The 25,809-nt window shown below is 68.8% G+C and carries 18 protein-coding genes; 8 read left to right on the top strand and 10 right to left on the bottom strand.

The genetic code is table 11. The features are described 5' to 3' along the window. Positions 1-106: 106 nt before the first annotated feature. A complete protein-coding gene (locus BC102111_RS16430) occupies positions 107-451 on the bottom strand; it encodes a hypothetical protein (protein ID WP_101624868.1) in 345 nt (114 codons plus the stop codon). A gap of 112 nt (positions 452-563) precedes the next feature. Continuing rightward, the gene (locus tag BC102111_RS16425) at positions 564-797 is read right to left on the bottom strand and encodes a hypothetical protein (protein ID WP_101624867.1); all 234 of its coding nucleotides are present in this window, start codon (positions 795-797) and stop codon (positions 564-566) included. A 637-nt stretch (positions 798-1,434) separates the two neighbouring features. Here BC102111_RS16425 and BC102111_RS16420 point away from each other — a divergent pair. Further along, complete coding sequence (locus BC102111_RS16420; RefSeq protein WP_101624866.1) at positions 1,435-2,475, top strand: ABC transporter substrate-binding protein; 1,041 nt, start codon at positions 1,435-1,437, stop codon at positions 2,473-2,475. A 122-nt stretch (positions 2,476-2,597) separates the two neighbouring features. Here the strand turns inward: BC102111_RS16420 and BC102111_RS16415 are convergent, their stop codons facing one another. Both BC102111_RS16415 and BC102111_RS16410 read right to left on the bottom strand, forming a co-directional pair. Beyond that, positions 2,598-5,579 carry a UPF0182 family membrane protein gene (locus BC102111_RS16415; RefSeq protein WP_009375249.1) on the bottom strand — a complete coding sequence of 994 codons (2,982 nt, stop codon included), beginning with the start codon at positions 5,577-5,579 and terminating at the stop codon, positions 2,598-2,600. Then, on the bottom strand, positions 5,576-6,616 hold the full coding sequence (locus tag BC102111_RS16410) for a YlbL family protein (RefSeq protein WP_101624865.1): 1,041 nt from the start codon (positions 6,614-6,616) through the stop codon (positions 5,576-5,578). The genes BC102111_RS16415 and BC102111_RS16410 overlap by 4 nt, the downstream gene beginning before the upstream one ends. A 261-nt stretch (positions 6,617-6,877) precedes the next feature. Here BC102111_RS16410 and BC102111_RS16405 point away from each other — a divergent pair, with 261 nt between their 5' ends. Together BC102111_RS16405 and BC102111_RS16400 are read left to right on the top strand one after the other, a co-directional pair. Beyond that, complete coding sequence (locus tag BC102111_RS16405) at positions 6,878-8,470, top strand: zinc-dependent metalloprotease (protein WP_227007347.1); 1,593 nt, start codon at positions 6,878-6,880, stop codon at positions 8,468-8,470. Position 8,471: 1 nt separating this feature from the next. Beyond that, complete coding sequence (locus tag BC102111_RS16400; RefSeq protein WP_101624863.1) at positions 8,472-9,017, top strand: NUDIX hydrolase; 546 nt, start codon at positions 8,472-8,474, stop codon at positions 9,015-9,017. A 57-nt stretch (positions 9,018-9,074) separates the two neighbouring features. On the opposite strand, the gene BC102111_RS16395 is transcribed toward BC102111_RS16400, so the two are convergent. Continuing rightward, positions 9,075-9,626 carry a M48 metallopeptidase family protein gene (locus tag BC102111_RS16395; protein WP_101624862.1) on the bottom strand — a complete coding sequence of 184 codons (552 nt, stop codon included), beginning with the start codon at positions 9,624-9,626 and terminating at the stop codon, positions 9,075-9,077. Between the two features lie 547 nt (positions 9,627-10,173). Here BC102111_RS16395 and BC102111_RS16390 point away from each other — a divergent pair. After that, a complete protein-coding gene (locus BC102111_RS16390; protein WP_101624861.1) occupies positions 10,174-11,055 on the top strand; it encodes a hypothetical protein in 882 nt (293 codons plus the stop codon). A 3-nt stretch (positions 11,056-11,058) separates the two neighbouring features. On the opposite strand, the gene BC102111_RS16385 is transcribed toward BC102111_RS16390, so the two are convergent. Next, positions 11,059-13,098 (bottom strand): ATP-dependent DNA helicase UvrD2, encoded by a 2,040-nt coding sequence (locus tag BC102111_RS16385; protein ID WP_101624860.1) that lies wholly within the window; start codon positions 13,096-13,098, stop codon positions 11,059-11,061. After that, complete coding sequence (nudC, locus tag BC102111_RS16380) at positions 13,095-14,072, bottom strand: NAD(+) diphosphatase (protein WP_101624859.1); 978 nt, start codon at positions 14,070-14,072, stop codon at positions 13,095-13,097. Before nudC ends, BC102111_RS16385 begins: the two co-directional genes overlap by 4 nt. Positions 14,073-14,186: 114 nt before the next feature. On the opposite strand from nudC, the gene BC102111_RS16375 reads away from it, so the two are divergent. Then, positions 14,187-15,422 carry a phosphotransferase gene (locus BC102111_RS16375; RefSeq protein WP_232252576.1) on the top strand — a complete coding sequence of 412 codons (1,236 nt, stop codon included), beginning with the start codon at positions 14,187-14,189 and terminating at the stop codon, positions 15,420-15,422. Positions 15,423-15,542: 120 nt separating this feature from the next. Here the strand turns inward: BC102111_RS16375 and BC102111_RS16370 are convergent, their stop codons facing one another. Next, positions 15,543-18,743, bottom strand: a complete 3,201-nt coding sequence (locus tag BC102111_RS16370) for an ATP-dependent helicase (protein WP_009375230.1) — start codon at positions 18,741-18,743, stop codon at positions 15,543-15,545. Then, the gene (locus BC102111_RS16365; RefSeq protein ID WP_101624857.1) at positions 18,743-22,054 is read right to left on the bottom strand and encodes a PD-(D/E)XK nuclease family protein; all 3,312 of its coding nucleotides are present in this window, start codon (positions 22,052-22,054) and stop codon (positions 18,743-18,745) included. Before BC102111_RS16365 ends, BC102111_RS16370 begins: the two co-directional genes overlap by 1 nt. 75 nt (positions 22,055-22,129) lie before the next feature. Between BC102111_RS16365 and BC102111_RS16360 the strand changes: the two genes are divergently transcribed. After that, positions 22,130-22,729 carry a TetR/AcrR family transcriptional regulator gene (locus BC102111_RS16360; protein WP_040340952.1) on the top strand — a complete coding sequence of 200 codons (600 nt, stop codon included), beginning with the start codon at positions 22,130-22,132 and terminating at the stop codon, positions 22,727-22,729. Between the two features lie 160 nt (positions 22,730-22,889). After that, the gene (locus BC102111_RS16355) at positions 22,890-23,114 is read left to right on the top strand and encodes a DUF3107 domain-containing protein (protein ID WP_009375226.1); all 225 of its coding nucleotides are present in this window, start codon (positions 22,890-22,892) and stop codon (positions 23,112-23,114) included. Between the two features lie 272 nt (positions 23,115-23,386). On the opposite strand, the gene BC102111_RS16350 is transcribed toward BC102111_RS16355, so the two are convergent. Continuing rightward, positions 23,387-24,019, bottom strand: coding sequence for a ferritin-like fold-containing protein (locus tag BC102111_RS16350; protein WP_095375818.1), 633 nt, complete (start codon positions 24,017-24,019; stop codon positions 23,387-23,389). Between the two features lie 61 nt (positions 24,020-24,080). Between BC102111_RS16350 and BC102111_RS16345 the strand changes: the two genes are divergently transcribed. Beyond that, a complete protein-coding gene (locus BC102111_RS16345; RefSeq protein ID WP_095375817.1) occupies positions 24,081-25,592 on the top strand; it encodes a DEAD/DEAH box helicase in 1,512 nt (503 codons plus the stop codon). Positions 25,593-25,809 lie beyond the last annotated feature (217 nt).

Here is a 25,809-nt window from a genome sequence, read left to right as displayed (position 1 = left end):
CGCACGACCTGCTCAGGCGTGTGCCGCTTCCTCGTGTTCGTCATGATGAGACCAGTCTTCCTGCCCGCAGCAGCGAGCATCAAGACGACTCACACAACGACTGGACCTACATCCCGGGGTCAGCCCAGTTCGGTATTCCTTTTGGGGCGCTGATGGTTGGGAAGTCGTCGGCGAGGTTGTGCTCGGTGTATCTGTGGCGGCGTGCCCACTTATAGAAGACCGAGGCTGAGGACTTCGCGCTCCGTTTGGTCCACGGGGATGGGCCTATAGATTTCGACAACCAGGTAAGGATGTCTTTGAGCTCCAGAGAGAGGATGTGGCTGTTGCGGGCGGATGCCCACTGTGCGAGTCGCCGAACGTAGTAGGTTCGGGTCTCAACCGTGCCTGGGGAGAGGTAGGCTGCGATAGTGATTTCAAACTGTTCGATCAGATCGGCGTGATCGGGAAGCATGTGACCTCACTTTCATTGGAAGTGAAGATGGTTCTACATGCTTTAGGCATCGGCAACACGAATTGTCTCAATAGGTCAGACCCCTACGGCAGTGGAAGCTGGCCGCTACCAGTCAACGGGCACGACTGTTATCCCCCGACGTAGCAATCATCCCTATCGTCACAAGGGGACCAAAGATCGCCATTCCCCAGACGATGGCAGTCGCGTCGCCGCCGGAAAGGATGACGTACCAGCCCCAGACTGCGGCACCAGCGCTGACCAGGATCAGAAGCTCAGCAGCGATGCCGAATGCGACGAGGGCAAGAAACCCGACGATGATGAGGGCCACGATATCTGAGAAGTTCATGGCTTCCCCCTCCTTCGTTGTTCGTTCTAGTGTTCCAAGTCACTGTAGCTTGAGGCTCTGACACGAGTGGCGGATTACTGCGGGAAGTCGCCCCGTGAGAAGAAGTCTCGGTCCGGATATGGAGCGCATTCGAGGCCACGGTCGAATAGTGCTGTCCTGACAGGTCCACGTGCAGATTTCGGACCAGAGACTTCGATGTCTACTTTCTCGACGTACCTGCCCGCGTAGATCCCTGCGTCATGCTGGCCGGATCGGTCGTGTCGTGTGAAGGAGAGTCCGTCCGTGTCGACACCTGCGCGAGTGAGCATCGTTTTGAAGCTTCGAACGCTGAGATGCGTGGTCATCAGTCGACACCCCCGGAAGTCGTTTCCACGAGGCTGAGGACTGTTGCCAGCGCGAGAAGCTGCCCTCCGCCGATGCTCAGTTGATCAAGAACCAGTGAATCGCTTAACCCGGAGGTCGGAGGTTCAAATCCTCCCCCCGCCACCACAGTGGCAGAGGCCCCGTCCAGTTGATTTGGACGGGGCCTCTTCTCATCCCCGGACGCGCCCCGGCAATCGGGACGCGCGCTGTACGGTCGGGCCGGACCCGCGAGGCGCAGCCGGCCCGAACCACCAGGTGAGGTTAGACTCACCTTATGACCAGATTCTCTCAACTCCCCCGCCCTTCCCGTCTCCGCACGATGACCGCGACCGTGCTCGCCGTCGCTCTGCTCGCCTCCGGCTGTGCCGTCGAGTCCGAAGCGACATCCGGAGACAGCGCCGGGAACACCGATGTCGCCACCGGCGGCCGACTTTTCGACACCGCCGACGAAGAGACCGCGAAGCTCGGCAGCGATGCGGCACCCGGTGAGTTCCCCCGCACCGTCGAACACGCCAATGGGACGACGGAGATCGAGGCGAAGCCCGAACGCGTCGTCGTCCTCGACACCGGAGAACTCGACGATGTCATCGCCCTCGGCATCACACCGGTGGGCATGGTGACCACCAAGGGGGCGAACCCCGTTCCCTCCTACCTCGCCGAGAAGACTCAAGGTGTCGAGACCGTCGGGACGATCAGCGAACTCGACCTCGAGAAGATCGCCTCCCTCGAACCCGACCTCATCCTCGGCAGTCAGCTGCGTGCCGACAAGCTCTACGACCAGCTGTCGGCGATCGCTCCCACGGTCTTCTCGATCCGCCCCGGCTTCCCGTGGAAGGAGAACTTCCTCCTCGCCGGTGAGGCGCTCGGCACCGAGGAGGCGGCCACCGAGAAGCTCAACGAGTACGGACGGGCGGTGACCGAGCTCAAGGACAGCGTCGAGGGCGACCCGACGATCTCACTCGTGCGGTTCATGCCCGAGCGTCTGCGCCTCTACGGCAACCTGTCCCTCATCGGAGTCGTCCTCGCCGATGCCGGTCTGGCACGCCCGGAGATGCAGGACGTCGACGATCTCGCCGTGGAGATCTCTCCCGAGAAGCTCGACCAGGCCGACGGCGACTACCTCTTCTACACGAGCTACGGCGATCCCGGTGCCACCGGGGAGACCCGGGCGCTGTCGACGAGCCAGTGGACGGGACTCGAAGCGGTCAAGGACGGCCGGGCGCACCGCGTCGACGACGACGTGTGGTTCCTCGGCCTCGGCCCCGTCGGAGCGATGGAGATCGTCGAGGACCTCGACGGGTATCTGACGCAGTAATCACCGCTCCCCCGCCGAGGCGGCCCCATCCGGTCCGCCCTGCACGACGACGGCCCCCGGAGAAGTCCTCCGGGGGCCGTCGTCTTCGGCTCAGGCTGCGTTCGGCTCAGGCCGTCTTCGGCTCAGTTCCCGCCCTCATTGGGAGCAGGCGACTGGGTGCCGTCCTCGGCGATCGAGGGGTCGGCGGCCACGGCGTCCTCGAGGGCCTTCCGCAGGCGGTCCTGCGCCTTGCCGTACTCCTCGAAGTTGCCCTCCCTGAGCGCGGCGTCGGAGTCCTCCATCGCCTTGCGCGCCTCCTCGAGGGCATCGTTGAGGCTCTTGTTGGCGGGCTGATCGCCCTCACCCTCGCCTCCGGAGGTGCCTGCGGTTCCGCCACCGCCGGACTCCGTGCCCGCGTCGCCGGCCTCGGCGCCCGAATCACCGCCGAACACCTGGTCAAGCGCCTCGTCGAGGGTCGGGGCGAACCCGATGTTCTCACCGAAGGCGACGAGCACGTGCTGGAGCAGCGGGTACGAGGTCTCACCGGCCGAGCGGACGTAGACGGGCTGGACGTAGAGCAGTCCGCCGCCGAGCGGCAGGGTGAGCAGATTGCCGTTCTGGACCTGCGACTCACCCTGACGCAGCAGGTTGAGGCTGCGCTGGACCTCGGGCGCGGTGTTGAAGTTGTTCTGCGCCTGACCGGGGCCTGGAACGGTCGTGTTGCGCGGCAGCTGGAGGAGCCGGAGCTTGCCGTAGTTCTCCGAGATCTCGCCCTTCGTCGCCCCGGCGTCCGCATCGGCGGAGAGGAAGCCGGTGAGGTTGTTCCGCGACTGACCCTCCGAGGATCGGGCCGGGATGTAGGAGCTCGTGAGCGAGAACGAGGGCGCTTCCTGACCCGGCATCTGCAGGGTCATGTAGAACGGCGGCTGCGTGAGACCGCTGTTCGCCTGCTTCGTCGGATCGGTCGGCAGGGCCCAGAAGTCCTGCCCGGTGTAGAACTCGCTCGCCGTGGTCACGTGGTAGCGGGTGAGCAGCTCACGCTGGACCTTGAACATGTCCTCGGGGTAGCGGACGTGGCTCATGAGGTCACCGGACATCTCCGACGCGGGCTGGATGAGACCAGGGAAGATCTTCATCCACGTCTTGAGCACCGGGTCGTTCTCATCCCACTGGTACATGTCGACGGAGCCGTCGTAGGCGTCGACGGTGATCTTCACGGAGTTCCTGATGTAGTTGACCTCCTCATCCGGCAGGGTCGCGACCGTGCCGGGTGCGGTCGCCGTCGTCGAATCCTCCGTGGCCTCCTGGAGGGGCTGCGGTGTCGAGTACGGGTAGTCCTTGGCCGTCGTGTAGCCGTCGAGGATCCACTTGATCTTGCCGTCGACGACCGCCGGGTAGGGGTCGCCGTCGATCTTGAGGAACGGAGCGAGCTTCTCGACGCGCTGACGCGGATGGCGTTCGTAGAGGATCTGCGACTCCGAGTTCACCGCATCGGAGAGGAGGATCTGCTCGTCCTGGTACTTCAGCGCGTATGCGAGGCGGTTGAAGAGACTGCCCACGGATGGGCCGCCGTCGCCCTGGAAGGTGTTGTTGACCTGACCCGAACCGCCCTCTTCGTCCGAGGGGTAGTCGAGCTCGCGCGGTGTGGCCCCTTCGGGTCCGCCGACGATCGAGTACTCGGGAGAGCTCTCGCCGAAGTAGACGCGCGGCTCGTATTCGGGGAACTCGCCCTGCGGCGGGATGTCCGACTCCATGAACGTCGGTTCGCCGTCGGGATTGCGCTGGTTGCCGTTGGCGGCGACGACGCCGAATCCGTGCGTGTAGACGATCGCCCGGTTGTACCAGCTCTGGTTGTTCACCGAGGCGGGGCTGAGCTCGCGCACGGCGATGACCGTGTCGCGCATCTGCCCGTCGATGTTGTAGCGGTCGACGTCGAGCTGGGCGGGGAACGAGTAGTACGGCCGCACCTGCTGGAGTTGGCGGAAGGTGTCGGAGACGAGGTTGGGATCGAGGAGGCGGATCGATGCCGCGGTCTCGGCGTCCTCGCGCAGCGCTCCCTTCTCACCGCTCGTGCTCGGCTCGTACGGGGTGACCTCGATGTCGTCGAAGTCGAAGGCCTCCCTGGTCGCGTCGATGTTGCGCTGGATGTACTCGGATTCGAGGCTCTGCTGGGAGGGATTGACCTGGAACTGCTGGACGAGCGCAGGGTAGGCGATGATCGAGACCCCGCCGAGGACGAGGAGGGTGAGGGTGGCGATGATCGAGATCCGCCAGTTGCCCTTCCACGCGGTGTAGACGAAGAGGAGGGCGACGAGGACGGCGGCGATCGCGACGATCGCCATCGCCGGCAGCGCGGCCCGGTCGTCGACGTAGGTGACACCGGGGACGATGCCGCCGGTCGCGGTGAGCCGGTCATAGCGGCTTAGCCACAGGCGACCGGCCTGGACGAGGACGAGCACGGCGACGGTGATGCCGATCTGCCACTGCGCGGTCTTCGTCAGCACGATCCCCCGCTGCTCTCCTGGGCGGATGCCGCCGAAGAGGTAGTGCGCGACGAGGGCGGCGATGAGCGAGAGCACGAGCGCCATCCCCAGCGTGTCGCCGATGAGCCGCAGACCGGGAAGGACGAAGACGAAGAAGGACTTGTCGATGCCGAACTGCGGATCGGTCTCGCCGAACGGCGTCGCGTTGATCCACTGCAGGACCGTGCTCCACTGCGCGGAGGCGGTGATGCCGGAGAGGATGCCGACGACGGCGGGGATGGCCAGGGTCGCGACCCGGCGCAGGGGCTCGATGGCCTCGCGGTAGCGGTCGAGGTTCTCCTGGCGCGGGGTCGTCGGTGCGTACACCGGTCGGTTCCTATACGCCAGGTGCAGGCTCAGCCACACCGGGACGGCCATGACGACGAAGCCGGCGAGGAAGGTGATGCCGCGGGTGAACCACATCGTGCGGAACACGTCGCCGGCACCGATCTGACCGAACCACAGCACCTCGGTGTAGACCTGGGTGAACGCGATGAAGGCGACGAGGAGGATCGCCACCGTCACGAGGGTGAGCAGCAGGGGGGAACGCTTGGATCCAGATCCGGGCATTCTCGCGGAGGTGGGTGAGGACGAAGTGCTCACTGCTTCCCTTTCTCATTGGTGGAGTCGCCGGCCGGGCACGTCTTCAGTGCGGACGTGTCCCCGGCGGCGAAGCCCTCGACGGCGTTCTGCGCGTCGTCGAGGGTGTCGATGCGTGCAACGGTGATCTTCGACTGGTCGGCTGCGGCGATGACCTCGGCGCAGTTGCCGGCGGGCGAGAGGAAGAGCTTCGCTCCCGCCGCGGTCGCCGCCGCCACCTTCTGCCGGGCTCCGCCGATGGGGCCGACCTGTCCGGCGGGGGTGATCTCACCGGTGCCGGCGACGTGCTTGCCGCCGGTCATCGCCCCCGGAGTGAGCTCGTCGACGATCGCGAGGGCGAACATCGTGCCGGCGGACGGTCCGCCGATGCCGTCGACGTTGAAGGTGACGTCGACGGGGAACTCGAAATCCTGTTTCATCGTGATGCCGATGGCGTTGCGTCCCTGGATCGTCGCAGGCTCGAGGGTGAGCTCGACCTGTTCGCCGTCCCGGTCGACGACGAGATCGACGGAGTCCGAGTTCTGCACGGTCGTGCTCATCTTCACAGCCGCCTCGGGGTCGGATTCGAGGCCGGTGCCGTTGACGGAGAGGATCCGGTCTCCCGACTCCAGCCGACCGTCGGCCGGAGCACCCTGGGTCACCTCGTCGACGAGGAGGGAGACCGTGTACGGCTTGTCGAGCTGCTCCATCGCAGCGGCGACGGCGACGTCCTGGCTCGACGTCATCTCATACGAGTTCGATTCCGCGACCTGCTCGCGGGTCGTCTCGAGCGGATAGTAGGCCTCGGTCGGAACCACCGTCTCCTTGCCGCGGATGAGCGCCCCGAGCGCCTGCGAGGCATAGGTGTCGCGTCCGGGTCCACCGCTCACGGCGACGGTGAGCATGTCGATCTTCCCGTCGGTGGGGTAGGTCTGGGCGCCGGAGACGCTGATCATCGGCTTCCCCTGATAGTCACCGAGGGTGTTGAACACCGGCCCCGGCAGCTGGAGCATGTAGGGCACGGGCAGGAGCACGGCAAGGGCGATGAGGAGATAGGTCATGACGCCGGAGGACGTGGCGAAACGGGGTGAACGTCGGCGGGCTCGGCTCCGCTGGGACGGCGCCGTCACCGGCACGGCCCGGGGGGCATTCTCAGACATGTATTCCTTTCGCTGCACCGCGTGACCAGTCTAGTTGAAAGCAGGTCACGGAATTCTCAGACTCCTTTCGCCCGGTGCGAACATCGGGCGGGATTGGGAAGCTTCTGACAGGTACGGCGGTTACCGTGGTGATGACTACGATTCGTGAAGGCGCGTGAGATCATGAGCAACGACAACACCAACGACAACAGCAACGAGCAGAACCCCTTCGAGCAGATCTTCGGAATGCTCTTCGGCCAGGGTGGTCAGGGCGGCTCGGACGGCGCGCAGGGTGCCGGCGGTGCACAGGGCTTCTCGATCGACCCCGCAATGATGGCGACGATCATGAACCAGATGCAGGGGCTCTTCGGGCAGGGAGCCGACCCGACTGCGCAGGCGACCTCGATCGCCCTGCGCAGCGTCCCCTCCCCCGATCCCGCTGTCGGCGATGACGCGGTCCACGCGACCACGGATGCATTCCGCCTCTCCGAGCTGTGGCTCGCCGAGGCGACGGACCTCTCCGTGGCCAATCGGTCGACGTCGACGCTCACCCGCGCAGACTGGGTCAAACGGACGATGCCGGGCTGGCAGCGCTTCGTCGAGCCGATCAAGGACAACATGTCGACCGCGCTCACCGACACCCTGCAGACCCAGATGCCCGAAGAGATGAAGGGCATCCTCGCCGGTGCCTCGTCGATGTTCTCCTCGATGAGCGATTCGATGTTCTCGATGCAGATCGGTCAGGCCGTCGGGGCGCTGTCGGAGAGCGTGCTCACCGGCACCGAGGTGGGACTGCCTCTGCTCCCCCACGACCAGGCCGTCCTCGTCGAGTCGAACATCGCCGCGTTCGCCGAGGAGATCGGCGTCGACGTCTCCCAGGTCCGCATCTACCTCGCCGCCCAGGAGCTCGCGCACCTCGCACTCTTCGAGCGCGCTCCGTGGCTGAGCGCTCAGGTCGAGACCGCACTCACCCGATACGCTCAGGGCCTCAAGGTCGACACCTCGCAGATCGAGGAGATGGCTTCGTCGATCGATCCCTCGAACATCTCCGACCTCAGCGACAACATCCGCCAGGGCCTGTTCAACCCGCCGACGACGGACGAGCAGAAGCGGGCGCTGACGACCCTGGAGAACCTCCTTGCGGTCATCGCCGGCTGGGTCGACGTCGTCGTCTACGCCGCGTGCGAGAAGCTTCCGGCTCGCGAGCAGATCCGCGAGGCCCTGCGCCGTCGACGGGCGACCGCCGGCCCTGCGGAGAAGACCTTCTCCACCCTCGTCGGACTCCAGCTCAATCCTCGCCGGCTGCGCGACGCCGCCGCGCTCTTCGGGTACCTCGAGACGCAGGGCGGGGCGGAGGCCCGGGACAAGGTCTTCTCCCATCCCGACCTCCTGCCCACGACCGAGGACCTCGACGACCCGCTCGGCTACAGCGAACGCCGTCGCGCGGAATGGGAGGGCGGATCGACCCTCGACGAGGCGCTCAGCCGCATCCTCGCCGAAGGCACGGACGGCAGCGACGCCACGGCCACCGCGACCGACTCGTCTGCCGGTGCCGAGGATCCGGCGCAGGCGCGCGGCGACGCCGAGGACGGTTCGGCATCCGCGTCGCACGATGGCGACTCCTCCGCCGACGACTCCTCCACCGACGGTTCCCAGGCCGACAGCGCGCGGGGTGACAGCGCGCGGGGCGACAGGTCGACGGATGACGAGTCCGCGGCGACCGAGGACGAGTCGACCGCTGAGGGCCCTGACTCCACGGACCGCGACGAGAAGTGAGGTGATCGACCTCGACACCGCTCGCGCGGAGATCACGGGCATCGTCAACGCCGAGGCGTTCGCTGAGCTCTTCGAGCACAGCGGGGCCTCGGCGCTCGTGCGTGAGGGCACGTCCGAGCATGTCACGGCGAGCTGCCTCGTCATCGACCCCGCCGCCGAAGCGGTCCTCCTCAACCACCACCGGAAGGCCGGGGCCTGGATGCAGTTCGGGGGTCACCTCGAACCCGGTGATGCGAGCCTGCGGGAGGCGGCGAGACGCGAGGCGCTCGAGGAGAGCGGGATCGGCTCGCTCTCATGGGTCTCCCCTGCCCCCATCGACCTCGACATCCACGAGCTGGCCGGTGACTTCGGCACGTGCCGACGCCATTTCGACGTCGTCTACGGTGCCGTCGCCGAGACGGCGGATCTGCCGAGGGTCTCCGAGGAATCGATCGACGTGGCCTGGTTCCCCATCCGCAGACTTCCCGAGGACCTCATACCCGACCTCGTCGAGCGCCTTCCGCAGCTCTATCGGGCCACAGCCGAGGTGTTCGCACTAGGCGCCTGAACGGATCGATGAGCGGTCGGTCACGCGGCAGCCGAACGGACCCCGCGCACGGCCGCCTCAGGTGCCGCGGCCGAAGCGCTCCCCCGCGCTGAAGCCGTCGAGATAGAGCTTCGCCTCCGCCTGCCTCGGGTGACGGTCGGCAAGAGCGTGGAACTCCTTGGTGTGCGGGCCGATCTGCAGGTGCGCGAGTTCGTGGACGATGACGGTCTCGAGCACCCAGCGCGGCACGGACTGCAGCCGGTGGGAGATCCTGATGTCGCCGGTCGACGTCGTCGTCGACGCCCACCGGCTGAGGTTCTGGTTCGTCACCCACCGGATCGACGCCGGCCGCAGGCGTCCGGCGAAGTAGCGGTCGTTGAGTTCGTCGGCGAGGGCGACGAGGTCGGCAGCCGAGGAGTGGTCCCTCGCGGCGAGGCGGTTGAACAGATCGGTCAGCGACCGGATGTTCGACTCGACGCTGTAGCGGTCGGGAGCACTGAGCACATAGGTGTCGATCTCCTTCGACACCGCGATCGTCTTCTTCCGCCGTGCCGAACGCCGCACGACGATCTCTCCGCGGGCGATCGCCCGGAGCACACGCTCCTCCGTCCACCGAACCTGCTCTGCCATGCCCCAATGATAGGGAACGACAGTGACACGAGAGCGCGTGAGGGGCCGTGGTGGCTACTTGTGAGTTTCCTGAGTATCGTGATCCAGCGCCCTCACACCTCCGTCCACAGACCGATGGGAGCCGCCGACCGACCGCGCATCGGAAGTGACCTACGCATTCATCTGCCCCCGGCGCGTTTCGACTCGACGGGCGGCGAGTCGCTCCTCCACAGCCCGTCGGCAGGTGTCCACACGTTATCCACAGATCGGCGGACCGCGGCGGCCGGATGCGCCATTGACGGGGCCGCGAATGGGGCATAGGTTCTATGTTTGACCCCGGAAAACCCGGAGATGCGTGCGGAAGGGGAAGCCGCACGAGTCGCCGCGAGCGCCTGGGGCATCATGCGGTTGAGGGCATGTCGGGTTGACTTTCCGACCTGTCCTCTTCCGTTTTTCCACAAGGTTTTCCACAGTCTGGCATTCGCTCTGGTGCGCGGGCTGCGCATTCACTACCGTAGAGGCTCCCGAACCGAGAGCGAGGACTGTGATGCTGAGGATCTGTCCGAGTGTGCCGATCACGTGGCGCGGCCGCGGCTGCCTCCAGTTCGGGGTCGAGGATCCCGTCCTCATCGACGGTCTCCTCCCCGCGGAGGCCTCGCTCATCGAGGACCTGCGGATGGGGCTGGCCTCCGCGCAGTTCCACCACCGCGCTCAGGAGCTCGGTATCGACCTCGCTCGGGCGACCTCGCTCATCTCCCTCCTCGCCGAGGCCGATGTCCTCATCCCCTCGGACTCCGACACCTCGGCGATGGCGAAGGGGTCGAAGGCACTGTCCACGGCTCGGCTCTTCCGGCGGACCCCCGACGAGACCTCCGAGGTCCTCGCGGCACGCACCGTCGCAGTCCTCGGACCGCTTCGCTCTCCGGTGGCCCACCAGCTCTCACTGGCCGGGTTCGCGGTCTCGACGGCATCACGCGTCGACGAGAGCGAGGCCCTCGCCCATCCCATCGTCGTCACGACCTCGCACCTTGTACCCGATCTCCACTCGGCCACCTGGCTCGTCGATCGCGAGATCGACCACTGCCAGGTCGTCGCCGGGGAGTTCACGGTCACCCTCACCGGGCTGGTGCGACCGGGACGCACGCCGTGCACGCTCTGCGGGTGCCTGAGCCTCCGGGACGCCGATGCGGACTGGTTCGACCAGTACCCGCGGATCAGAGCACTGCAGGACCGGGACGAGCTCAGCGATCCTCTTGCGGCCGGAGTCGCCGCCACCCACATCGCCCTCGTCCTCCGGCGCGCGCTCCTCGAGGACGCAGCCGAACCGATGGTCCGCTCCGTCGACCTCCGCACGGGATTCGCCGACGAGGAGGAGCTGGCCTTCCATCCGCGCTGTCACTGCCGGGCGCCCGTCCCCCGCTTCGGTCGTCCCGAGGAGGCGGCGCAGTGACCGCTACCCGGCGATGAGGCGCAGCAGACTGGACCCGTAGAGTTCGAGCTTCGTCGCTCCCACCCCTGGGATGCGGGCCAGGGCTGTGAGGTCGCCCGGGCGCATCTCGGCGATCGCCGAGAGCGACGTGTCGGTGAGGACGAGGTAGGGAGGGAGGCCCTGTTCGAGTCCGACTCGGGCCCGCCACCGGCGCAGCCGATCGAGGAGTTCGAGATCGACCTCGGCGGGGCAGCCCGCGCACCTGCCCAGAGCTCGATCGGCCTGGGAGACGAGGACCCGCCCGCAGGCACGGCACCGGTTGGTCGTCACCGTCGTCCCCGGCCGCCGACCCCCGCCGGTGCTCTCCTCGACCCGTCCGAGTTCGGAGAGGAAGCGCGAGGGGCTGCGCGGCTTCTGCTTCGAGGCGTGACGGGCGAGCGACCAGCTCAGCGACAGGTCCGCACCGGCACGCGTCACGGCGACGTAGAAGAGCCGACGCTCCTCGGCGATCGCCCGGGGCGTCTGCGCGTAGCTGATCGGCAGCAGCCCCTCGCTCAGCCCGACAAGGTGGACGCTGTCCCATTCGAGGCCCTTCGCGGCGTGGAACGAGGCGAGCGTGACGCCCTCGATGTCGGGGGCGAACTGGTGCTCGGCGCGATCGGCGAGGTCGGCGAGGAAGGCGTCGAGGGGAACCGGCAGCTCCGAGGCCGCCTGGTGAGTCTCGGCGAGATCGACGAGGGCTTTGAGCGACTCCCACTTCTGCCTGCTCGCTCCGGCCGGGGGCGGGGTGCGGGTGTAGCCCGCCGAGGCGAGCACCTCGGCGACGAGCTCCGGCAGCGGACGCGCCCCCGCCGCCGCTCGGGCGGCCCTGAGCATGAGGATGCCCTCCTTGACCTCCTTGCGGGCGAAGAACCGCTCCCCGCCGCGGAGGACGTAGGGGATTCCCGCCGCCGTCAGCGCCTGTTCGAAGGCCGGACTCTGCCCGTTCGTGCGGAAGAGGACCGCGATGCCCCGGGGGCGACGCCCTGCCCTCACCTCGGCGGCGATCGCCTGGACGACTCCGACCGCCTCCGCCTCGTCGGTGGGATATTCGACCATCCGCGGGGACCGTCCCTCGGGATTGTCCGTGCGCAGGGTCAGCGCCGTGCGCGAGGTGTGGCGGAGCAGGCTGTTGGCGGTGGAGACGATCGCCTGCGACGAACGGTAGTTGCGGACGAGGCGGATCGTCGTCGAGGACGACAGGGACGAGGGCAGGGACTCGAGCAGGGACGCATCGGCACCGGCGAAGGAGTAGATGGTCTGTGCGGGGTCACCGACGACGCAGAGGTTCTCCCGCGGCCCCAGCCACCGGGTGAGCAGATCGAACTGGAGCGGTGAGACGTCCTGGAACTCGTCGACGACGAAGTGCCGGTACTGTTCACGGACTTCCGCGGCGATCGCCGGGTACTCGGCGAGGGCCCCGTCGAGGACGAGGAGGACGTCCTCGAAGTCGAGGAGTCTCCCCCGGGTCTTCGCCTCCGAATAGGCTTCGGCGATGCGCACCATGTCCTCGACGCCGAGGTCGCCGGGCAGCTCGCGCGACTGGGCCTTCATCGCGTAGTCCTCGATGCCGAGCAGGGAGGCCGCGGCGTATTCGATCTCCGCGGCGACGTCACGCGCGAGCTCACGGCTGACGTCGATGCCGAGGTCCTGCATGACGGAGCCGAGCACCCCGGCCTTGTTCTCGATGATGCGGGGGAAGTCACCGCCGGCGAAGCGGTCCCAGAAGAACCGTAGCTGGCGCAGGGCAGCGGAATGGAAGGTCCGCGCCTGGACTGCGGGGACGCCGAGGGAGCGCAGCCGCGCGCGCATCTCGCCGGCCGCCTTCGCGGTGAAGGTGAGGGCGAGGACGTGGTGGGGAGGGAAGACCTCGGTGGCGATGCCGTAGGCGATGCGGTGGGTCATCGCCCGGGTCTTGCCGGTTCCGGCACCGGCGAGGACGATGACCGGGGATGAGAAGTGGGTGGCGACCTCCCGCTGCTCGTCGTCGAGAGCCGCGAGGAGGTCGGCGGCGCGAGCGTTCACTCGTTCTCCAGCCACGCCCGCAGCAGCTGGCCGGCGATCGACACCGTTCCTGGGGCGCTCACCCGGCCGGCGGCGATCTCGGCGTTGAGCTCGGCCCTGGTGAACCACCGCAGCGAGGCGATCTCCGCTTCGTCGGCGGCGACGTCGAGGCTCTCCGCCTCGGCGGAGAATCCGAGCATGAGGGAGCAGGGGAAGGGCCACGGCTGGGAGCCGAGGTAGCGGGGATTGACGACTCTCAGATGCGCTTCCTCCCAGATCTCGCGGATGACCGCGTTCTCCAGCGTCTCGCCGGGCTCGACGAATCCGGCGAGGAGGGAGTAGCGTCCGGCGGGCCAGGCGGCGTTGTTGCCGAGCAGCACCCGTTCGACGCCCTCAGCATCCGTGTGGACGATGACGACGATGACCGCAGGGTCGGTGCGCGGGAAGTGCTCGCTGCCGGTCACCGGGTCCCGACGCACCCAGCCGCCGAGCACGGGTTCGGTGGGGGTCCCGGTGAGCGGGGAGAACGGGTGGGCCCGGTGCCAGTTGCCGAGGGCGACGATCTCACACGCGAGGGAGACGTCGACGTCGTCGAGCGCCTCGGCGAGCTCCCGCAGAGGCAGCCACACGGGTTCGGCGCTCTCGACACCGCCCCCGGGGGCGGTGAGGAGGTCGGTGGCGTCGCGGGCGCGGGCGGCGGCGAACTCGGTGTCGAGGGCGCTGCGGCCGGCATCGTCGAGGCTGACGCCGATGTAACGCTGACCCGCCTCGTCGCGGCCGAGGTAGATCTCCGTCTGCCCAGGCGGAACCTGAGCCCGATCGGCGCGGAGGAGCCCGCCGCGGGCGACGAGGAGGGAGCCGCGATGTTCGAAGACGGCGAGGGCTCCGGACTCCCACAGCTGCCCGAGATCGCCGTCGCCGCCGCGGGCCAGATGATCGCGGTCGATCCCCTGGCGAGCCAGGCTGACTGGGGCGATGGCGGGCAGTGGTTCCATGGCCTCCACGATAGCTCAGGCCCCTGACGCGCCTGACACGCTCGAGGCCCGAATCCCAGGGCTGGCGGGGAGGCAGACGGTACATTGGGGAAGGTGGATACGAAGGCGCTCAAGTTGGCAGCAGTCGCAGCGACGATGCTCGACGATTTCTCCCCGACGACATGGACATCCCTCCCGCCGCTCGATGCGGGAGTGAGGATTCTCATCTCCGACGGGGAGACCGACTACGTCGCCGCCGCGCACCTGCGCATCGACCGTTCCGCCGATGCGGGATCGACCGCCGAGGCGGCGCGCATCTACGAGACCGCCTACCCGCACGCCGACTTCACCTGGCCGCACCTGCGGGCGATCACCGAGGTCGAGGAGAAGGTGTTCGGCACCGACTCGCCGGTCACGGTGACCCTCTCCGATCCCCTGCCGGGAGCCCCGGTGGGTGATGAGCCGATCGCCGACGTGGCCCGAGCGAGCTCGCTGGCGCAGACGCTCGCGACCATCCACTCCGCCGCCCCCGAGCCGATCTCCGATGCGGGCTTCCCCGTCGAGGAGCCCTCGCGCTTCCAGTTCCAGATCCTCGAGCGCCTCGACCAGGCTGCGGCGACCGGGCGCGTGCCGGCGACGCTCCTCCAGCATTGGGAGGAGGAGTTCGAGAAGGTCGCCCTCTGGCATTTCCTCGCCACCCCGATCCACGGCGCCCTCGACGAGGCCAACGTCTACACCGACGAGGAACGCGTGCTCGCCCTCGCCGACATCGGTCGCATGAGGGTGGCCGATCCCGCGATCGACCTCGCAGCCGCCTCGGCGCTCATCGATCCCGCAGCGGTTCCGACGTTCTTCACCGAGTACCGCAGCTCACGGCCCCGCGCCGATGACCACATCGTCACCCGCGCCGAGCTGCTCGCCGAGTTCGCCGTGCTCGACTGGCTGCTCGAAGCCGTCGAGTCCGGTGACGACGAAGCGATCGCCGATGCCGCGGACCTGCTCACCTCCTTCGACCAGGTGCTGCTGCGTCCCGACGGCTCCCACGTGCCCACCGCGCCGGTGTCCTTCGACGACGTCGCCCAGGGGTCGAACGTCACCTCCGCCACCGAGGAGTCGGCTGACGATCACGGCACCTCCGACGGCGGCGTCCGACGTTCGTCGCCATCCGGTGCCGACCGTGGCTCAGCCGGTGCCGACCGTGGCTCAGCCGGTGCACGCGTGTCGGAGCACGCGTCGCCCGGCGGCTCCGGGCACGCGTCGCCCGGCGGCGGCACCTCCGGGCGCACATCGGCCGGGGACGGCGCGTCCGGAAGCCGATCGGCAGGCGCCGCCGAGAACGGCCCCGAGTCCTCGGGATCCCCGGAGCGCTGAACACCACGGCCGGCCCCGGCCCGACGTGGGTCGCCGCCGCCTTCGCTTCCCCTTGAGCCCGGCTCCTTCCGAAGCCGGCGACTTCTCCCGGCCGGGTGCCGCGGCTTCGACGACTGCAGATCAGTCGTGGGCCTCAAGCCATGCGATGACCTCCTCCTCTTCGGGCAGGTCGGTGAAGCTGACGACCTCGTCGCTGCCGACGAAGTAGAACGTCCCCGTCACCTCCGTGACCTCCGGATGCACCCGCTGGACGGCGAACCGGTAGAGCGCGAGCTGCCATTTCATCACCTCGAGCGCCTCTGCGTTCGGCTTCTTCGCCGTCTTCCAGTCGACGACCTCGGCGTGGTCGCCGGTGATGAACACGGCGTCGATCTTCCCGGGAACCCGGAACCGCCCGAGGACGAGTTCGAAGGACATCTCGATCTCCGCCGCCCGGCGGGACGCGAACGAGGACGCGAGGAACGTCTCCTGCAGCCGCTCGAGCACAGCGGTGTCCCGGGCGCGGCCGGAGTCGGTGTCATCGACCTCGATGCTCGCCTGCCCGAAGCGGCGTTCGATCCAGGCATGGAAGCTCGTCCCGATCTCGGCGGCCCGGCTCGGCGGCTCCGGAACCGGTCGCAGAGTGCTGGTGCGGAACGATTCGGGGTCCCTCCGCCACGAGACGAGGTCGGTCGCCGAGAGCCGATCGGGCAGCCTGCCGTCGGTCGCAGGGGCGCGATGGGCGAGGATCCGCTGGGCTCTGCGAGCGAGGACGGCGACCTGCGAATCACCGCGTGCGAGTGCAGCGAGGTCCGCTCCCGCCGCGCTCTCGACCCACTCCCCTGCCCGCTGCGCGACGGCGACGCGCTCATCACGAGGCACCGGCCAGATGCTCGTCTCGATCCGATCGACCGCCGACTCCTCAGCCGGCTCCGGGATCTCCGTGTCAAGGCCCGCCGCCTCGATGGCCTCGGTGAGGAACGGGGAGAGCTCGTCGGGGGTCGATCGGGAGCCCATGAGCTCGGCACCGAGCCACAGGTGGTGCTTCGCGCGGGTGAACGCGACGTAGGCCAGTCGCCGCTCCTCCTGCTCGTGGGCGTCGGCCACGGCCGGCCTGATGAACTCGTTCACCCATTCGTCGAGGGCCTTCTTCGTCTCGAACTCCGCGCCCCGCAGGTCGTAGTCGACGAGGTGGGCACGATCCCCGCGCAGCGGATAGGGCAGAGAGGTGCGGCCCATCCACCCCTCTCTGTCCCGGGGTTCGGTCGGGAAGTCCTTGACGACCAGTGAGGGAACGGCCACGGCATCGAACTCGAGACCCTTCGACGCATGGACGGTCATGACGTTGATCGCCCCAGGGGCGACCGTCGGTTCGGCCGCGCTCAGCGCGTCCTTGACCTCCATGAGGGAGAGCCACTGCAGGAACCCGGGCACCGATGGCCGCTCGACCGACGCCGAATACTGTGCTGCCGCGGAGAGGAACGCGTCGATCGCCTGCCGATGGACGCGTCGCAACGCGTCGCTCAGCCCCCAGATGTCGGAGTCGATGCCGGTCTCGCGCAGCGCGGTCCGCAGCACCGAGGTCACGGTCCCGGATCCCGAGCGCACCGTTCGCAGGGCGCGGGCGAAGCGGACGAGACGCTCGCGCGCCGGCTGGCTCAGGCCGGTCTCCCGGCCCGCGGGAACGTCGATGAGCTCGTCGAGTCCTTCGACGATCGTCGGCACGTCGATGGACTCGGGCACAGCCTCCGCGGTGCCCTCGCCGACACGTCCCGAGTCACCGGCCGCGGCCAGGGCGCCGTCGGCGTCGGCCGCACCCTCAGCGCCGGCCCGGGCTTCGCGCGCGTCGGCATCGTGGCGCCGCTGCGCCTGGCGGCGGGTGAAGGAGGACAGCGCGGCGATGTCGGAGGCCCCGAGACCGAGGAGGCGGCCGCTGAGGAGGCGCATGAGCTCGTCGCCGGCCATCGGGTCGACCGCAGCGGAGAGCACCGCCCGCAGGTCAGCGACGTACGGGTCGGTGAGCAGCCCCGAGGAGCCGTGGACGTGGACGGCGAACCCAGCCGCCTCGAGGGCGGCGCTCACCGGCGCGAAATGCGCGCGTTTGCGGCAGAGCACCGCCGTCGACGAGCCCGCCGGCAGTCCCGCGACCCATTCGGTGAGCGAGCGCATGCCGACGGTGAGGAACTCCTCGTCGTGGGCCCCGGAGGACACATCGACGACGACCTCGCCGGGACCGGCGCCGGGCCTGGTGGTCAGCGGAGTCTCCCGTGAGCCCGTGAGCCCGTCGGCGACCCGATTGGCCACGGTGAGGATGGTGCCGTCGTTGCGCCAACTCGTGCTCAGGGTCAGCGGCCGGACGTCGGTGAAGTCGGTCTCGAAGCGGATCATGTTGTCCGCGCTGGCCCCGCGCCACCCGTAGATCGCCTGCCGCGGGTCGCCGACCGCGGTCACCGCGCTGCGTTTGAACAGCGTCGAGAGCAGGGTGAGCTGGGCGACCGAGGTGTCCTGGAATTCGTCGAGGAGGATGATCTTCCAGCGTGCACGTTCGGCGGCCAGCGCCTGCGGAACCTCGTCGACGATCCGCTGGGCGAAGCGGACCTGATCGGAGAAGTCCATCGCCAGGTGCCGTCGCTTCGCGGCCATGTACTCTCCGGCGAGGCCGGCGATCCGCTTCTTCTCCTCGAGCTTCCGACGACGGCCGTTCGGGTCGACGGGTTTTCCCTTCGACGACATGAGGGCGGCCAGGCAGGCGTCGAGGTAGTCAGTGACCTCCTCGACATCGCGGCCGTGGTCGTTCATCGCTCCGGCGAAGGCGATGATGTCGGCGATCATCGTGTCCCTCGCGTAGCTGCCGGGAATCTCATCGGGAAGGGCCGCGTCGAGCACTTCTCCGGCGATCGTGTGCGCGGCCGCCTCGTCGAGGAGCACGGTCTCGGGTTCGATGCCGATGCTCGCCCCGTGTTCGGACACGATCGCAGCGGCGTACGAGTTGTACGTCGACACGGTCGGATAGTCGAGTCCCGGCAGGCTCGGTGTCGTCCCTTCGCCGAGGCTGTGCCGCAGGCGGGAGAGCAGCACCCGGATCCGGCTGCCGAGCTCCCCCACCGCCTTCCGGGTGAAGGTGAGTCCGAGGATCTCCTCGGGGGCGACGAAGCCGTTGGCCACGAGCCACACGACGCGCTGGGAGATCACGGTCGTCTTGCCCGATCCGGCACCCGCGGTGACCTTCATCGACAGTGCCGGATCGGCTTCGATGATCTCCCGCTGCTCAGGGCTCGGCCCGAAGGCCCGGGCGGGATCGGCGGCGGTGAGGCGGGCGAGGTCGTCGGCGCTGAATCTCATCAGTCGTCCTCCAGCATGTGCGGCCCGATCGCCGGGCACGAGGAGCGGACAGGGCAGGACTGGCACTTCGGCGGGTCGACTCGAGCCGGGAAGTGGGCGGCACGCATCCCCTCCGAGACCTCCCCGATGAGCGCCCGGGCCCACTGCGGATCCTCGTCGGCGCTCACCGCATCCTGGCGCCGTGCCGTCCCGGCGGTGCGGCGGAGGAAGACGAGTTCGGCACCCGCCGAGCGGGCATCGACACTCGATCCGTCGGGGAGTTCGAGGACTCCGGAGTCGACGGCCTCCTGATAGACGCCGAGCTGCGGGTGTCTGGGCATATCGGCGCCGGCGGGCACGGCCTTGCCGGTCTTGAAGTCGACGATCCGGACGCCGCCGGCGACCTCTTCGACACGGTCGAGTCGGCCTGTGACCTTCCATTCCTGTCCGCGGTCGTCGACACCGGTCGCATAGACGCGGGCTTCGACGCCGAGGACGTCGCCGGGTGAGTTCTCGATGTACTCGCCGAGGCGGTCGACCATGGCCATGGCCGTCGCGTGCTCACGTTCGCGCTCCCAGTCGGTGTCGAACTCGAGGGCCGCGAACTCACGGTCGACGAACTCTCGGATCTGCGACGTCGGCCCCTCGGGGTGGTGTTCGGCCGCGGCATGGAGGATGGTGCCGATGCTCTGTGCGGTCGTCGCCCCGCGGTCGCCTCCGTGGCGGGTGAGGAACCACCGCAGGGAGCAGTCGGAGAACGTCTCGACCTGCGAGGGCGAGATCGCCACGGTGTCCTCGGCGTCGAAGAGCGGGGTGAAGGAGGTGAGGTCCTCGGCCTCCCGCCATGCCTCGGGACCCAGCATCTGCGCATCGGCGCCCGCCAGTGCCGCCGCGAGCCGGGCCCACTCGATGGTCTCTGCATCAGGGTCGCCGTCGCTCTCCCGTGCGGCGGTGAGCAGGTGTGCCCGGGACAGGGCGGCGATCTCCTCGAGCCCGAGCGGGGGCAGTTCGTCCTCATCGGTGATCGCGTACCCGTCGCCGGCGGCCGTGCCCTGCCGGGTGGCTGCGGCGATGACGTCGAAGAACGCCGAGGGCGAGGACTCCGAATCCGACAGTGCGGTGACGATGACGCGGTGGGAGGCTCGGGTGAGCGCGGTGTAGAAGAGCTCGGCCTCCTCCCGGAGGTTCGTGCGCTTCGCGTAGGCGTGGTAGCCGGGGTCGACGGTGACCGGATCCTTGCCCGCGAGGACCGCGACGAGGTCGCTGAGACCGAGCATGCCGCCGCGCAGCTTCGGGTTCGGCCACACTCCTTCGTCGACCTCGGCGATGATGACGAGCGGAACGCGCACGTGCGCGAGGGAGGCAGGCGTCCCGACTCGGACGTGGTCGGCGAACCCCGCGGTCCTGGCCAGAGAGTCCTGGGCGATGTCCTGTTCGGCGACGATGCCGGCGAACGAGCGGGCGGTGAACCCGCCACGGTCGGAGATCTTCTCGGCGAGGGTGAAGAGGCGGAGCACGGAGTCGAGGTGTGCGCCCGCCTGGCCGTCGGGATCGCGCAGCGCCTCGGACTGCCAGCGTTCGGACACGCCCGCGGCCTCCCAGATCGCCCACAGCGCGGTGTGCGGATCCGCATCGGCATTCTCCCCAGCCGCCCTGAGCATCCGCGAGAGCGTGTCGAGGCCGGGGATCTCCGGGGCGAGTTCGTCGCTGCGCAGGGCCAAGGCGAGCGAGGCAGTGCTGTCGGCGGCGGGGAACCGGGTGCGGACGAGGCGCCGGAAGCGGCGGATCGCCACGGAGTCGAGGCGGACGTAGACGCTGCCGGCCAGTGTCAGCGCCGCCGTCGTCAGCGTCTCGTCGTCGCTGAGCCCCGGGGCGACGGTGAGCAGTTCGAGCAGGGGCGCGGTCGCCGGGTCGACGTTGAGCGGTTGGACGATCGTCGCCGTGGGAGTGCCCGCCGCCTGCAGCTCTCCGGCCATCACCCGCGCCGTCGAGGCGTTGCGGCAGATGACGGCGACGTCGGAGTGCGCGCTGCCGTCCGCGACGAACTCGGCGATGCGCCGGGCCAGGTAGCGGTGCTCGGACGCCGCGCTCGCGAACACGTGCGCTTCGACCGGCGGATCGGCCGGCACGCTCAAGCCCACACCGGCGGCGTCCCGAGCATCCGCACCCGCACCGACGCCGGACCCGTCCGCACCCGCCGGCCGCGGAGTCTCCCCCGGCCCGGGTTCCGGACCCGGCTCGGCAGTGGTGCCCGCAGCGTCACCGCTCGAGGCCGTGTCCGTGCCGGCACCCGGCCGGGGCATGTGCCCGAGCCCCCACCGGGTGGTGATGCGGGCGCCGAAATCGTCGCAGATCGCGGTCAGCGCCGCCTCGGCGCCGTACGGGTCCTCGAGCACGACCGTCGTGAAGTCGGCCGCGGCCGCCGCGCGGTCGAGGACCGATGCGTCGGCACCGTGGAAGCGGCCGGTGACGGTCTCGGGCGCGCCGAAGAGCGCGAGCGCGGACCCGCGCAGCCGCAGCTGCTCGAGCAGACCCCAGCTCGCGGCGGGGAAGTCCTGCACCCCGTCGGCGAGGACGATGGAGGGCACCCGGTCGGGAGCGAACGACCACGGCCTGCCCGCGGTCACCTCGGCGGGTTCGCGGAGGACTTCGAACGCCGAGCGGGCGAGCACGGTCGCCGAATCGATCCCCCCGTACCCGGGCATGCTCATGATCCCGAGGTACTCCTCGAGGATGCGGGAGAGCGCCGCCCAGCGGGGGTCGGGACGGACCGCGAGGACCCGGTCCAGGGCGCTCAGCCCGGCATCGAAGACGTACTCCCCGTCCCGGGTCGGTGCGGGGGTGCGCACACCGAAGTCGAACTCCATGACCCGGTTGAGGGCGTCGCGGATCTCGGTGCGGAAGGCGGAGGTGGCCCGCACCTCGGCGGTGATGTCGGTCGGCCATGCGGGCATCCGACCGCGGCCGGCCTCATGACCGGCGAGGAGGTCGGCGAGGAAGACGTCCTGGTCGGCACCGGAGACGAACTCGAGGTCCTCCCCCGTCCGCGTCGCATGGGCGGCGCGGACGATCCCATAGGCGAAGGAGGAGATGCTCCGGGCAGGCGCGGCGCGCAGGACGGCCTCCCGCGGGACGGGCAGGGTGTTGCGCAGGACGTCGGCGTGGTCGCGGTCAGGGCTGAGGACGAGGACCGAAGAGGGATCGATCGACGTGACGAGGCGTCCGTAGACGTCGGCGAGCAGCGACGTCTTGCCCGTCCCCGGCCTGCCGATGACGGCAAGGGACCCCTGTCTGAGCAGGGAGCCGGTGAGCGTCGAGGTGAGATCGTCCATATCCGTATTCCATCATGCGGGGCTGACACGACGATCCGACCCGGTCGGCGACGCGACTTCGCGTAGCATTGGAGAATGCCGAGTCCGCAGCAGAGAATGCCCCGTGAACAGCGACGCGACCAGTTGGTCGGAGTCGCGCGTGCGGTCTTCGCCGGCCGCGGCTACCGCACGACGTCGATGGACACGATCGCCGAGGAGGCCGGCGTGTCCAAACCCGTCCTCTACCAGCACTTCGCCTCGAAGCAGGACCTCTACCTTGCGCTCATCGACGATTCAGCCGGCCACCTCGCCGGTCGGGTCGAGCAGGCGCTCAACTCGACGACCGACCCGCACGAGCGGATCCGCGCGACCTACCGCGCCTACTTCGACTTCGCGATCTCCCACCGCGAGGAGTTCGTCATCCTCTTCAACTCCGACGTCTACGAGCCGGCAGCCCAGGAGCGGGTGCGGGCGATGCGCGAGGGCACCGTGGCCCGCATCGTCTCCGCCCTGCAGAGCTTCACCGACCTCGACGACGCCGAGGCGGACCTCCTCTGCCGCACCCTCATCGGCACCGCAGAGGTCGTCATCAAGCAGATCGAGTCGACCCAGGAGATCGACATCGCCGCCGCTGTCGACCTGCTCACCCAGATGAGCTGGGGCGGGCTGAGCTCATTCGCCACGACCGTCCGGTGAGACGGGCCCGACTCTCCCGCCCGCCGAGGCGGGTGGATCCGGGGGTGCCGTTCGCCGAGGCGGCACGGCCCCCGTTCGCTGAGAGCCGAGCGTGGGCGGGAAGAGCGGGCGCAGCCCGGACGTTAAGCTGAGCACGACCACCATCGCCACAAGGAGAACCATGGAAATCAAGATCGGCGTCCGCCAGTCCCAGCGCGAGATCGTCCTCGACACGGACGAATCCGCCACCGACCTCGCCAAGCGCATCCAGGAGGCCGTCGAGTCAGAGGCGCTCCTCACCTTCACCGACACGAAGGGCCGTCAGGTCTTCGTCCCCTCGACCGCGCTCGGCTACGTCGAGCTCGGCACCGAGGCGACCCGCCGCGTCGGCTTCGGCGCCGCCTGAGCGGACACACGCGCACAGACGCAACGAGGCGGGGCCCGGTCAGGATGACCGGGCCCCGCTTCTGTCTTCAGGGCATCGGATCGAGGGCACCAGACTGAGGGCACCAGCTCTGCGTCCGGGCCCGCTGCGCTGTGTCGCGAGACGCCTTCCCGCAGCCTCGGCGAGGGGACGGAATCGAGGAAGCGGTCACGACCGCTAAGTGGGGTCGACCACCTCGGCGAGGGGTTCCCCGCACCGGCAGACCAACCGCCGCGCCGGAGCCTGTCGAACCCCTACGCAACGAGGCCGAGGGCCGACATCCGGCGCGAATGGTTCGCGGTGACGGCGGGGATCGCCTCGACGATGACGGCCTCGTCGATGCCGAGGACCGGGTCGGTGAGCATCTGGCGGGCACGGCCGAGGGTCTCGGCGACGAGTTTGCGACCCCAGAGGGCGAGCCGCGAGGCGAGCTGGGTGTCCTCGGCGACGTCGGCGGTCAGCCGATTGCGGACGTAGTCAGCGGCACGTGTATCATCGAGAACAGCAATTGCCAGGCTGTGCCCGGGCTCATCGAGCTTGTCGGCCGCCATGCGATAGAAGTCGTTCATGATCCCGTCGAAGACGAAGCCCTTCATGAGGCTCTCGTACCAGTCACGGGGACGAGTCCTCTCAGCGAGCACCGAGAACGTCGGCTCGAAGAGCCGACAGAGCTCGATCACATCCTGGCCCGAGTCACTGATGCGCGCCGAGAGCTCTTCGAAGTGCGAGAATGAATGCGATGCCAACCGGGACAGAGTCACCGTGTCATCGAGTTCGGAGGCCGTGGACGCGTTCGTCGCCATTCTCTCGAAGGCGGTGAGCTCACCGTACGCGACCAGCGCGAGCGTTGCAGCATCAGTACTGGCCAGTGGGGCAGAATCGGGCATAGGTCAAGAGTACCGGTTCGCCACCATGACGAGCGCGAAGGCGCCAAAAGGAGTTTGAGACATGGCGGAGACAGACGCCGATTTCGCTGAGTTGGGGGTCTCCGGACCGATCGTGGCATCACTCGCCGCTGCCGGCATCACCCATCCCTTCCCCATCCAGGCGATGACCCTGCCCGTCGCGCTCTCCGGCGCCGACATCATCGGGCAGGCGAAGACCGGCACGGGCAAGACCCTCGGCTTCGGCATCCCCCTGCTCCAGCGGGTCACGGGCAAGGACGAGCCCGGCGGTGAGACCGCCGAGGGAGACACGCGGCTGCCGCAGGCGCTCGTCGTCGTCCCCACCCGCGAGCTCGCCAAGCAGGTCGCCCAGGACCTCGTCACCGCGTCGAGCCAGCGCAGCATCGACGTCGTCACGATCTACGGCGGCAAGGAGTTCGAGCCCCAGATCAACGCGCTCAAGGCCGGCGTCGACGTCGTCGTCGGCACCCCGGGGCGCCTCCTCGACCTCTACGGCCGCAAGGTGCTCAGGCTCAACAAGGTCCGCACCGTCGTCCTCGATGAGGCCGACGAGATGCTCGACCTCGGCTTCCTCCCCGACGTCGAACGCATCATCGCCGCCGTGCCCGCGAACCGGCAGACGATGCTCTTCTCCGCGACGATGCCCGGGGCCGTCATCACGCTCGCTCGCCGGTATATGAACCGGCCCACCCACATCCGGGCGCATGACAACGAAGACCTCTCGCTCACCGGCAAGAACACGACGCAGTACGTCTACCGCGCGCACGCGATGGACAAGAGCGAACTCGTCGCCCGCCTCCTCCAGGCCGAGGGCCGGGGCCGGACCATCATCTTCACCCGCACGAAGCGCACCGCCGACAAGCTCGCCGCGGAGCTGTCCGACCGCGGGTTCGCCGTCCGCGCGCTGCACGGCGACCTCGGTCAGGCGCAGAGGGAGAAGGCGCTCAAGTCCTTCCGCGACGGCACCGTCGACGTCCTCGTCGCCACCGACGTCGCCGCCCGCGGCATCGACATCGACGACGTCACCCATGTCGTCAACTTCCAGTCGCCGGAGGACGAGAAGACCTACGTCCACCGGATCGGCCGCACCGGTCGGGCCGGCAACTCCGGCGTCGCCGTCACCCTCGTCGACTGGGACGACATGCCCCGCTGGCGCCTGATCAACAAGGCCCTCGGCCTCGACCACGACGAACCCGCGGAGACGTACTCGACCTCGCCGCACTTCTTCACCGACCTCGGCATCCCCAAGGGGACGAAGGGCCGTCTCCCCCACAAGCACGGGGAGAGCACGGACAACACCGGCGAGGAGAAGCGCTCACGGGGTCGTGGATCGTCCGGTGGTCGCCGAGGCGGCGGTTCCGGCTCGTCCGATTCGCGTCGCGGCGGCTCGTCCGAAGGCCGTCGGGGCGGCTCGTCCGACTCACGCCGAGGCGGCGACGGGGATTCGGAGGCTCCGCGCAAGCCGCGCCGCAACCGGGAGCGTCGCCGCACCCGCGGCGGCAAGCCGGTCGGCCGAGCCAGCAGGTCCGAGGCCTCGGACACGAACGCCGAGTAACGGCACCCGCGCTGTAGGACCCCAGCGCCGTGTGGACCGCCGCGCCGTAGGGCACCTGCGCCGTAGGCCACTGCGCCGTAAGGGGCTAGCGCCCCGCCTCGACGAAGGGCGACCGATCACTCGTGCCCGCGGACAACGCCCCGCTGCGATCCGCTCGCGGCGGGGCGTTGCGCCTGTGCATACGACGCTCGCTCGAGCCGCGTCTGCCGCGCTCGCT

This window comes from Brevibacterium casei CIP 102111 (genome assembly GCF_900169275.1).
Lineage (GTDB): Bacteria > Actinomycetota > Actinomycetes > Actinomycetales > Brevibacteriaceae > Brevibacterium > Brevibacterium casei.
The sequence above is the reverse complement of the archived record's forward strand: the minus strand, read 5'-3'. Positions and strand labels throughout refer to the sequence as shown.

Coding starts and splice junctions, on each gene's coding strand:
- BC102111_RS16430 (WP_101624868.1), bottom strand. CDS start 451: ATGCTTCCCGATCACGCCGATCTGATCGAACAGTTTGAAATCACTATC.
- BC102111_RS16425 (WP_101624867.1), bottom strand. CDS start 797: ATGAACTTCTCAGATATCGTGGCCCTCATCATCGTCGGGTTTCTTGCC.
- BC102111_RS16420 (WP_101624866.1), top strand. CDS start 1,435: ATGACCAGATTCTCTCAACTCCCCCGCCCTTCCCGTCTCCGCACGATG.
- BC102111_RS16410 (WP_101624865.1), bottom strand. CDS start 6,616: ATGACCTATCTCCTCATCGCCCTTGCCGTGCTCCTGCCCGTGCCCTAC.
- BC102111_RS16405 (WP_227007347.1), top strand. CDS start 6,878: ATGAGCAACGACAACACCAACGACAACAGCAACGAGCAGAACCCCTTC.
- BC102111_RS16395 (WP_101624862.1), bottom strand. CDS start 9,626: ATGGCAGAGCAGGTTCGGTGGACGGAGGAGCGTGTGCTCCGGGCGATC.
- nudC (WP_101624859.1), bottom strand. CDS start 14,072: ATGGAACCACTGCCCGCCATCGCCCCAGTCAGCCTGGCTCGCCAGGGG.
- BC102111_RS16370 (WP_009375230.1), bottom strand. CDS start 18,743: ATGAGATTCAGCGCCGACGACCTCGCCCGCCTCACCGCCGCCGATCCC.
- BC102111_RS16365 (WP_101624857.1), bottom strand. CDS start 22,054: ATGGACGATCTCACCTCGACGCTCACCGGCTCCCTGCTCAGACAGGGG.
- BC102111_RS16360 (WP_040340952.1), top strand. CDS start 22,130: ATGCCGAGTCCGCAGCAGAGAATGCCCCGTGAACAGCGACGCGACCAG.
- BC102111_RS16355 (WP_009375226.1), top strand. CDS start 22,890: ATGGAAATCAAGATCGGCGTCCGCCAGTCCCAGCGCGAGATCGTCCTC.
- BC102111_RS16350 (WP_095375818.1), bottom strand. CDS start 24,019: ATGCCCGATTCTGCCCCACTGGCCAGTACTGATGCTGCAACGCTCGCG.
- BC102111_RS16345 (WP_095375817.1), top strand. CDS start 24,081: ATGGCGGAGACAGACGCCGATTTCGCTGAGTTGGGGGTCTCCGGACCG.